4 protein-coding genes are annotated in these 11,297 nt (G+C 51.5%); all 4 read left to right on the forward strand.

What is annotated here, in order from left to right:
* Positions 1–777 precede the first annotated feature (777 nt).
* Positions 778–1,395 carry a hypothetical protein gene (locus tag LKK83_RS11670; protein WP_324631294.1) on the forward strand — a complete coding sequence of 206 codons (618 nt, stop codon included), beginning with the start codon at positions 778–780 and terminating at the stop codon, positions 1,393–1,395.
* A gap of 218 nt (positions 1,396–1,613) precedes the next feature.
* Entirely contained in the window at positions 1,614–4,346 is a 2,733-nt protein-coding gene (locus tag LKK83_RS11675; protein ID WP_324631295.1) for an OmpA family protein, read from the forward strand.
* A gap of 2 nt (positions 4,347–4,348) precedes the next feature.
* Complete coding sequence (locus LKK83_RS11680) at positions 4,349–4,894, forward strand: Rab family GTPase (protein WP_324631296.1); 546 nt, start codon at positions 4,349–4,351, stop codon at positions 4,892–4,894.
* 221 nt (positions 4,895–5,115) lie between these two features.
* Entirely contained in the window at positions 5,116–11,241 is a 6,126-nt protein-coding gene (locus LKK83_RS11685; RefSeq protein WP_324631297.1) for a PAS domain S-box protein, read from the forward strand.
* The last annotated feature ends 56 nt before the right edge of the window (positions 11,242–11,297 follow it).

Consider the following 11,297-nt stretch of genomic DNA (forward strand, 5'->3'; position numbering starts at 1 on the left):
GCCTTTAGGGGCTGTGTTCCTTGCCCCGCTTACGCTTCGGGCATTTACCCTCCACTTTTGCGGGAACGAATCGCACCTGCTACCTTATTTTAACCATTCGATTCCAGGCAGTTGAGGGTTCGGCGTTGGCGGGTGGGGAGGTTGAAGGGGGAGGAATAAGGATGGAAAATCCCAGTGGATCGCCGATAAAGACGCTGAAGCGCGAGGGTCTTGTCCTGGAACCCAAAACGGAGTAAAATACGGGTTATCCTTATTTCACATCGCACCGAACTGGCGGAGGGGAGAGGGTTTTTGCGAAACGCTTGCCTGAAACTGGCTTTTTCCGATTGCAAGGGCATGTCCCGCCCGCTTTGGTTTTGCCTTCGCTGAATTGATGCTTTCCGTTCCTTCTTTCCTGGTCTTCCCCGTGGGTTCACCACCCCCGATTCACAATCGGCATTCTGGGGAAGGGGTAGGAGTCATGCAAGGGTCTGCGATCGGGGTTGGGGGAGATTTGAATCATGTAAATCTTTGATAAGTTTCCACCGCAGAAAGTGTTTTTCTCCCGGCAACTGTTCTACTGTGGCGAGAGAACCGTACTAGAGATTTACCACGCTTAATCTCATCAGTATGACCCCAGCCAATGGTCATGTCAAGCCCGGGTGTAGGAGGGACTGGAGACTCCGCCGATTCATCACCTCCGTAAAATTGCGGAAGTTTGATGGTCAACTGGCTGAAAAAGCGGTAGGATTTGACTGGTATGCATCAAAATCAAGCGTTCAATCGGAGGTGCTTCACATGAGTGAAATTACGCGAGAAGAAATGCGCGAAAGGCTGGGGAATATCGACCAGATTCGCGAGATTATTGTCGGCTCGCAGATGAGAGACTACAATCATCGACTGGAACAACTAGAATCCAATATGTCGATGGTGCAGCAGGAAATGCGCGATCGCCTGGATGAAGTGAAGGGACTGGCGGCGACCGAACTGCGCGGAGCCATAGAATCCCTAGAGAAGAAACTCAAGTCCCTCAATCTGAATACCCAAGAAGAACTGATGGACGTGCGCCAACAAATCGAGCGCACGAAAGTCAAGCTCTCCAAGACGATTGAATCGTTGGACGAGTCTTTGGACAACCAAACCAAATCTCTGCGGGAACAATTGATAGAAAACCGAGAAAGTTCTCAAGAAGATATTCATAATTTACGCGAACAGGTGTTTGAAGAAATCGATCGCCGATTTTCTAGCCTTAAAGAGGTTAAAGTGGCGCGAGACGATATGGCGGAAATTTTGTTTGAAATTGGCATGAGATTGAAAGGTACAGAATTTGCGCCGGAACTGCGGGAAGTGGCAGAAACGCAGATGTCAGCCGATTTGCTGTTACCCCAGCAACCCAATAATGATGGAGAAGACTAACTCACCTCTAGTGGGATGCACCAGGGAGAAAAAGTCACCAAAGTGTGAAGGAAGGGTAGAGGAAAACCCATCCGCATGACGAGGATACTGCTAGCAGGGAAGTAACAACCAAATTGAGCGGGGGACGCTGAATTGGGAAATGGGTTCCGAGAGGAATCTAAGGAAATTTGCATCAGGGTGTCTACTAGCAGTTTAATAACATTTGAAGGGGGCATCAAATGGATTTATCAAATGAAAGTACCGTTCAAGTTAATAATGAAAAAGAAGGGGTAGTTTCCGAACCAGTAAAGCAACCGCCTCGGAAAAGCACAGATCCGATCGAAGCGTTGCGGGAGCTGTTGGTGGATGCGATCGCCGCGCCGCCAGAGGGCGAAACCCAATCAAAAGCCGCCGAAAAATCTACGGAAAAAACCGACTTAGCCGCAGAAAAAAGCGAGTCGAAGCAACGGGGCGAAACCAGAGATTTATTCTGGGACAAAAGACTAGAAAAGCCCAAACATCATCTGGTCAATATCGACGGCGGTTGGAAAACCATCGCGGTGGAACACGAACGGCTGGAAGCTTCGGGGAAGCACTCCCCCAATTTTGTAGCCGAAGATAAGGCGGAGGATTTAGAGGGATTAAAGGAGGATGGTTCTGGGGAAAGGTTGAGAACCGATGGGATAGAGGACGAAAGCGAACCGACTTCGGAAGGAGGAACCGGGGATGATGTAAACTCGGCGATCGCCATCGGGAATTCTTCCCTTCCACGGGATGAAAAACGGGGGGAAACTTGCCCGAATCCAGAGTCGGAAGTGCGTTCCCCCACACCCAAAGAAGAGTCCCTAGAAACAATCGCGCAAGATAATCAGCAATTGCAGGAAGAGGCGGATACGGTACTGGCGGGATTCGAGCAATTAGCATCCCTGATTGTAGGAGAAGACAATCCGCAAGAAGAAGCAAGAGAAAAAACCGAACCCGCCACGGAGAATGCGGAATTATCCGAGGATCCGATGGAGAACTTGCAACACCTGTTGCTCGGTTCAAAAATCGCAGAAATCAATCAACTGAAAAATTTATTGAGCGAGTCGGATTTGCCCGGTTTGCGCGAACTGCTGGGAAAAATCGACCGAAACTTGCAAACGTTAGAACATCAAATTTACGAACCGCAAGAATTAATCGATTTACTCAAACCCTGGATAGCCGAAATTCTTAGCCGCAAAATTGCCGAGTCGAAAGATGAAGTATCCGAGGCGCTGGTACCGATTATCGATGAAGTGATTAAAAACCGATCGCGACAGGATAAAGGGGCAATGAGCGAAGCGATCGCCTCCGTACTTCCCACAGCGATCGCCCGTCAAATTACAGAATATCCCGAAGATGTGGCCAAAGCGATCGCGCCAGAAATGGCGATCGCCATAAAAGAGCAAATCCGACTCGATCGCAATGCCATCTCCCAAGTATTAGCCCCCGAAATGGGGCGCACCATTAAAGAACAAATTCGCCTGGAACGCGACGCAATGGTGGACGCACTCTACCCGGTCATTGGTAACACCATTTCCAAATACATGGTAGAAGTGATTAATTCCATCAACGAAAAAGTCTCCAATGCCTTAAGCATGGAAGGGGTGCAGCGCAAGATCCGCGCCAAAATGCAAGGGGTATCCGAAGCCGAACTCATCTTGCGCGATTCGGTGCCATTTGTCATTCAAGCCATCTTTTTAATTCACAAAGCCTCCGGATTAGTCATCGCCGAACAACAACAAATCGGCAGCTACCGACTGGAATCCGAAATGGTCGCCGGGATGCTCACGGCAATTCGCAGCTTTGTGAATGACTGCATCGTGCAACCGGGAGAAGTTTCCGAACTGAACGAAATCGAATATGGCGATTCAAAAATCATCCTCGAGGTGGGCGGATACTGTTATTTAGCCGTGGTGGTGAAAGGAGACCCGCCGCCGAAATTTATCAAAAAAATGCGGCAAACCGTCAGCACCCTAATCCTCGACTATGGCGAACCCATCGAGCAATTTGATGGCGATCCGGAGTCCGTACCATTGCCAATTCACCAGCTCATCGAGCGGTTGATGGAAATCGAGGGGGAAAAACCGAAGCCGAAACCTTATGCGCTGGTGGGAGTGACGGTACTGCTGCTGAGTTTAATTTGCATTCCGTTCGGAATATTTCAGTATCAAAATGCGGTGAACCGTAATATCAGTAAAAAAGTAGAGTTAGCGTTAAATTCAACCCCGGAACTCGCCATATATCCCCTCGATGTCAAAACCGAGGGAAACACCGTGACCCTAAGCGGGAAGCTACCCAACCGGGAAATGCGCGAAAAAGCCAGTGCTGTTATCTCAGAAGTGGTTCCTAACCGAAAGCTCGACAATCAAATTATCCCCGTGGAGGTGCCACCGGATCCGGTATTAGTCAGCGGAGAAGTGGAACGAGTGAATGCGCTGTTAAATCAAATGGACGGAGTTTCGATTTCGAGTGCCTATCGCAATCGAAAAGTCACCGTTACTGGAACGGTAATGGAGATGGAAGATGCGAATAAAATTACCCAAGCTTTCGAGAAGATTCCGGGAGTCAAATCGGTGGTGAATACAATAAAGCTCGATCCGCTAAACATTCGGACGCGGATCTATTTTGCGAGTGGTTCGGCTGAGTTAAATCCCGGGTATGAAGAGAGTTTGGGGTCTCTGCGGGAGTTTTTGCAACAATATCCCGAGAAAAAGATTCGCATCATCGGTCATAGCGATCGCACCGGCAAGGCAAAAGTGAATGAAAGACTCGCCTTAAAACGAGCGACAACGGTACGCGACGCCTTGGTGAAGCAAGGCGTCGATCCGAAGCGACTCGAAGCGATCGCGAATCCGAAGCCACCCAACGATGTAGAAGCTCATCAACCGCATTTGCTCGGTCGCGTCGTATTATTTGAACCTATCCCATCAGGGGAGGAAAGTCAATAACTATGGCTGCAATTTCTAAAAAAATGTGCATGATCGGGGATTTCGGGGTGGGAAAAACCAGCCTGATTCGCCGATTTATCGAACGAGAATTTAGCGACCAATATCTTTCGACAGTGGGGGTGAAAATTTCGCGAAAAACCGTTGAAGTGGAACGGGTTAACACCACGGAAATCGTGACAGTGCAGTTGCTAATTTGGGACTTAGAAGGGCATACCAAATTTAAAGCGATCGCCCCCTCCTACCTGCAAGGAGCCAGCGGGGCCTTAGTGGTTGCGGATCTCACCCGCCAGGAGACCCTAGAAAGACTCCCGGAACATATCAAACTATTTTCATCCGTGAATGCCAAAGGATCGGTCATTGTTGCTTTGAACAAATCCGATTTAGTGGAAGAAGACAAGATAGCCAAACTCAATGACTTATCGAAAGAGGTCATTGATAGCCTTCCCACCGCCAAAGAGCGCGTGTTGGCAACCTACAGCACCTCTGCCAAAACCGGGGTGCATGTGGATGAAATTTTCCACGAATTAGCCGCCCGAATGATTCGCTAAACCCGAGTGCGACTGAGCTAAGCCGTAGGTGGGTTAAGGGAGTTCGCGTCATCCGCGCCCGGGGAATTCGGGGTTTAAGATGGTAGGGTGGGCGTCAGCCCACCCTACTGCATTTAGATTAGAGCCGATCGCGCAGTGCTGTGTCAATCGTTGCCAAAAAGAGCAAACCGAACAGCCTTAAACTCAGGGATAAACACCGAATAAAAAAGGGACAAACGAGGATGAATTCACTCTTAAAAAAACTTTTAGCCCCCCGCCAGCTAGAGTACCTCGTGGTAGATTGCTCGTTAAATATTCTCGAGAAATCCGCCGGGGTGCATAGCTTTGGGGAAGTGCCCGAAAGCGTAGAAGTTGGAGCAGATGTGCGCCTGGGATTTCCCGAATTCATTGGCGTAGAAGAAACCTTTATTGACATTCTCGAAGGGAGACAAGAAAGCTTTAAAATAGAAGGCATCGATCGCAGCACGGATATCACGCATCCGTATTTTTTCGATTTTTGGGCGATCGCCGATGCAGAATCGGGAGAATTAGCCGATAAATTGTTCCTTTTCTTTGAAGAAGCCACCGAAAGAATGGAGCTGAGACAAACCCTAGTCCAGCGAGAAAACGAAGCCTATTTATTATTACACGAACTGAACCGTGCCAACGCTTATTTAGAAAAAATATTTCAATCCACTGCCGAAGCATTTTTAGTCTGCAATCCAGCCGGAATCATCCAACAAGTGAATGCGGCTGCCGTGAGTTTGTTCGACTATAAAAAATCCGAATTAATTGGAGAATCGATTCAAAAAATCATTCCCGATCGCGCCCGAGTTGCCGCCGAAGCCACTGGGGGAGAAACCGAAGAAACGAGCAGAGAAACCCCAGAAAAAGAGATAGAAGTAACGGTCACCACCAAAACCGGAAGCGAGATTATCGTAGCTTTTTCCAATGCCATCATTGACAGCGACATCGAAGCAGAAAGAGCCAGAGTGTATGTGGGCAGAGACATAACGCAACGGCAGCGCGATCGCGCGGCGATCGCGCAAATGAATGCCGAACTGACCCAGAGAGTGGAAGTGCAAACCCATCAACTGAAACAAACCATCCAACAATTAGAAACCGAAATTGCCGAACGGAAACAAACCGAAGCCGCCCTAAACAAAGAACGGAAATTTTTAAACGCATTGCTCGACAACCTGCAAGATAGCATCATTGCCTGTGATGCCCGAGGAATTCCCACCCTATTTAATCGAGCCACCCGAGACTTTCAAAGCACAGAAAACGCCCCAATTTCCAACGAAGGATGGGAGGAGAACCCGAATTGGTATTTGCCCGACGGCAAAACCGTGATGCCCAAGGAACAGAATCCCTTATATCGCGCCTTCGAGGGGCAGCACCTTCGCAACCAAGAACTGGTCATCGCCCCGAAAGGGGGCAAAAAGCGAATCTTGCAGGCAAGCGGGCAGCCGATCGTAGATGAGCGCGGCGAGAAACTCGGGGCAGTGGTCGCGATGCACGACATCACCGATCGCGTGCAAGCGGAACAAGCGGTGCAGAACATTGTTGCCGGAACCGCTTCCGTCACGGGAGAAGAATTTTTCCCCGTCTTAGTGCGGCACTTAGCCATTGCCTTAGAAGTGCCCTACGTGGTGGTCTCAGAAACCGTGGGCGAATCGGCAGATCGCTTGCGAACCCTGGCCCTGTGGCGGGGCGATCGCCTAGAAGAAAATAGCGAATATGGGTTAGAGGGAAGCCCTTGCCAGCAGGTTATCGCCGCCGGGAAACCCTATTACTTGCGCGATCGCCTCACTCAACAATTTCCCAACCTTACCCGACTGGAGAATTGGGGAGTGGAAGGCTACTTCGGCGTGCCCTTGTTCGATAGCGCCGAGCAGGTTATCGGCAATTTGATCGTCATGGACCGGCAGTCGTTGGAGCTAGAGGAGCGAGATCGCGACATTATCCGGGTTTTTGCGGCCCGCGCGGCTGCCGAACTGCAACGAAAATGGGCAGAAGACGCCTTGCGACGCGCCAACGACGACCTGGAAGTGAGAGTGAGCGATCGCACCGCCGAGCTCCAACAAGCCAACGCCTCCCTGCAAGCAGAAATTGCCCACCGACAACAGGCACAAGCCCAGATTGCCAAACGGGAACGGTTTCTTGCCGCCTTGGTGGAAGTGCAACGGCGCTTACTGGCGCATCACGGACTCGACATCGACTACGGGGAGATTCTCGCCCCCTTAACCGAAGCTGCCGGTGCGGATTGGATCGGCATATTCCAACCGGATGCAGAGGCGGCAGGTTCCCCACAGATGACACAGCATGCCCGGTGGTGTGGCGATCGCCCCTTGCCCTTGTCCCAGCCGCCCGAGTTGCCCAACCTGCCCGAGTCGGGGTTGTTTCCCCGCTGGCGGCACGAACTTCGCAACGGGGAAATTGTGGTCGGTATCCGGAGGGAATTTCCCCCCAGCGAACGGGAGTGTTTGCAAGCTCGGGGGATCGAGTCGATGTTAATTTTACCTTTGCTGGTGAGGGGGGAATTGTTTGGGGCGATCGCCTGGGCGAACTGCAGCCGCGATCGCCTGTGGGATGAGTTGGAAATCGATTTACTCCGCGCTGCCGCCACTGCGATCGCCGTAGACCGAGAACGCCTAGAAGCCGTGGCCTTGCAGCGAGAGCGCGAAACCCGCCTGAGAAAGCAGCATTCCGCGCTTTTGCAGCTAGCGCAAAGTGAGTGGGCGTACGGCGGTAATGTGAGAGAAACTTTGCGAGAAATGACTCACATAGCGGCAGAGACGTTAAATGTGGAGCGGGTCAGCGTTTGGCTGTATGACAGCGATCGCGCCAAACTCTGCTGCGCCGACTTGTACCAACACAGCAAGCAGCAACATTCCCAGGGCATGGAAATCGCCGTAGCCGACTATCCGAATTATTTCCGCGCCCTGGAACGCGAGCGCTTAATCGCCGCTGATGACGCCGAGGGAGATGCCCGCACCCGGGAACTGGCCTCCCCTTACTTTCGACAATTCGGCATCGTCTCCCTATTAGATGTGCCCATTCAACTGGGGGGACGGACCGTGGGGGTTATCTGTCACGAACAGGTGGGCGATCGCCGGGTCTGGAAACTGGAAGAGCAGAACTTTGCCAGTTATCTGGCGTATATGACTTCCCTGGCAATGGAATCGCGCGATCGGGCCGCCGCCGAGGCAGAACGACAGAAGTTCGTCGCCCTGGTAGAAAACAGCACCGACTTTATCGGCATGACCACCCTAGACGGATTGATGTTTTATATCAACCAAGCCGGTCGAGAATTGGTGGGACTCGACAGCGCCCCGGAGGTCCTCGCCACTCCCATCTCCCGTTTTCTCTCTCCCGAGACTTGGGTGCAATATCGCAATACGGTGATTCCCAGCGTGCGAAAAACCGGCCATTGGCAGGGAGAAACCCAACTGCGTCACCTGCAAAGCGATCGCCTCATCCACATGCAAACCAGCGTCTTTCTCGTGCGGCACCTCGACAGCGGCGAACCGATGTGTTTTGCCACGGTACAGCGCGACATCACCGAACGCAAACGCGCCGAAGCTGCATTGTTAGCCAGCGAGAACAAATATCGCTCCCTGGTAGACACCCTGAAAGAAGTGATTTTCCAAACCGACGATCGCGGCAATTGGAGCTTTCTCAATCCCGCCTGGACCCAAATCACCGGGTTTACCCCCGCAGAAAGCTTCGGGAAACATTATCTGGAGTTCGTCCATCCCGACGATCGCCCGGTGTGCGTCGAGAATTGTCAAGCAATGTTGGCGGGGTTGCAAGGGGATATCCGCGAGGAGGTTCGCTATTTAACCAAAAGCGGGGGCTACCGCTGGATGGAAGTGCAACGGCGCGCCATCTGGTCTGCCGATCGCACCTATTGCGGAATTTCCGGTACGATTCACGATATTAGCGATCGCAAGTCCATCGAGCAAGTGCGAGAACGGGAACGACAGCAGTTGCGCCAAATTATTACCAATGCCCCAGTGGCGATGGCAATGTTCGATCCCGAAATGCGCTATATCGCCCACAGCGAACGGTGGTTGCGGGATTATAATCTCGCGGATCGCTCTCTAATTGGGCGATCGCATTACGAAATTTTCCCCGATTTGTCGGAAGAGTATCAAGCGATGTTCCGGCGCGCCATGCAAGGGGAAGTCATTTCCAATCCCGAGGATAGATTCCAGTTATCCGATGGCACGATTTTATACTTAAACTGGACGATCCAACCTTGGTATAAAGCCGAAGGCAATGTGGGTGGCATCGCGATGGTTGCCCAGGTGATTAATGAATTAGTCGCCGCCAGAGAACAAGCCTTGCAAGCTTCGCGGATGAAATCTCAATTTCTCGCCAACATGAGTCACGAAATTCGTACCCCCATGAATGGCGTGATTGGCATGACTGATTTACTCTTACAAACCTCCCTCGACGAGCGACAACAAGAATTCGTTCGCACCCTGCGCGTCAGCGGCCAAAATCTCCTGATTCTGATTAACGATATCCTCGACTTTTCCAAACTCGAAGCCGGGGAAATGCGGTTGGAATCGGTGGAATTTGACTTAAATCGCTGTGTGGAAGAAGTGGTAGATTTGCTGGTTCACCAAGCCGAAAACAAGGGACTAGAACTGTTTGGCTTTGTGGAACATGACCTGCCGATTTTGCTCAAAGGCGACCCGACTCGCCTGCGTCAGGTATTGATGAATCTAACGGGAAATGCCCTCAAATTCACGGAAACGGGGGAAGTAGTGGTGCGCGCCGCACTGCACTCGCAAACCGATACCACTGCCACCATTTATGTGGAAGTCCGGGATACGGGCATTGGCATTGCTGCAGAAGACCGAGATAAATTGTTTCAGTCTTTTTCCCAACTGGATGCCTCCACCACTCGTCAGTATGGCGGCACCGGTTTGGGGTTAGCCATTTGCAAGCAGTTGGTGAGTTTGATGGGGGGAGAAATTGGAGTAGAAAGTACCTTGGGAGAAGGGTCGCAATTTTGGTTTACCGCAACCTTGGAAAAGCAGTTGAATGCTTGCGAGACGATGGCAGATTCGGCGAATGTGTTGACGGGGTTGCGAGTGTTGTTGTTTGACGATCGCAGCATCACTTCCGAGTCGATCTCCCGCTATTGCACCGCCTGGAAAATGCAGTGCGATCGCTATTCTACCGTGCAAGGGGCAATCTCCACTTTGCGAAATGCGGCGGAATGCGGTACGCCTTATCATTTCGCCCTGATCGATTTAGTCAATCCCGAATTGCAGGGGGAAATCCTGGTACAACTGATTCGTTTCGACCCCAGTTTATCCGCGACGAAGTGGATTGTCATGGTGTCGATCCAACAGCACGAAAAACTCAAACGCCTCCTAGAACAAGGGGCGACGGGGTATTTACTCAAACCGCTGAAAGTATCTCGCCTTTATGAAAGTTTGATAAATTCCGTTCACGGCGAGAGTTTGGCACAAATCCCTTCCCCCACCGGGAATCTCTCTTCCTTCCCACTCCCCGATCGCCCCCCCTCGGCGAAGGTATCGATTTTGTTAGTGGAAGATACCCCAATCAATCAAAAAGTCATTTTAAATCAATTGCAAGTTTTGGGATATAATGCCGATTGTGTCAGTCATGGGCGAGAGGCACTCGATCGCCTCGCCGAGAGGGACTACGATATCGTGCTGATGGATTGTTTGATGCCGGTGCTGGATGGTTATAAAGCCACTCAAACCCTGCGCGATCGCGAAGCTGAATCCCGCCATACCATTGTGATTGCCATGACGGCAAATGCCCTCAAAGGCGATCGAGAAAAGTGTTTGGCTACCGGCATGGATGATTATATCAGCAAACCGATTGAGTTGGATCGTTTGGCCGAACTTTTGCAGCGCTGGAGCGATCGCATCGTGGGGAAAAACGCCCCCACGGAGGAAAGCGATGGGCGGGAAGGAGATGGCGATCGCCCGATGGATGCGCCCGATCGCCCCGCCGCCCAATCCCCCGCCTCCGAGGATGAGGTGCCGGTGGATTTAAACCGACTGCATCATATTGCCCGAGGGGATACAGAATTTGCCCGGGAATTGCTAGAAACCTTCTACGAGGATGCGAGAGTTTATGTAGAAGAGATGAAAACCGCGATCGCTACCGAAAATTGCCAGATGCTCGCTCATCGCGCGCATCAACTCAAAGGGGCCAGTGCCACCGTGGCGATTCTGACCATGCCCGATCTCGCCAAGCAACTGGAACATCAGGGGAAAAACAATTGCCTCCACGGTGGGATGGAGTTGGTGCAGCAGCTAGAGGGCATTCTCCAGCGCCTACAGGCATTTTTGGCCGAGGAAAATCTCAGTTAATCCCTCTATTTTACCACAAAAATTCCCCGGGGTCTAGACGATCCCCCCTTTGGGAG

The sequence above is a fragment of the Phormidium sp. CCY1219 genome, assembly GCF_035615515.1.
Classification (GTDB): Bacteria; Cyanobacteriota; Cyanobacteriia; order Cyanobacteriales; family Laspinemataceae; genus CCY1219.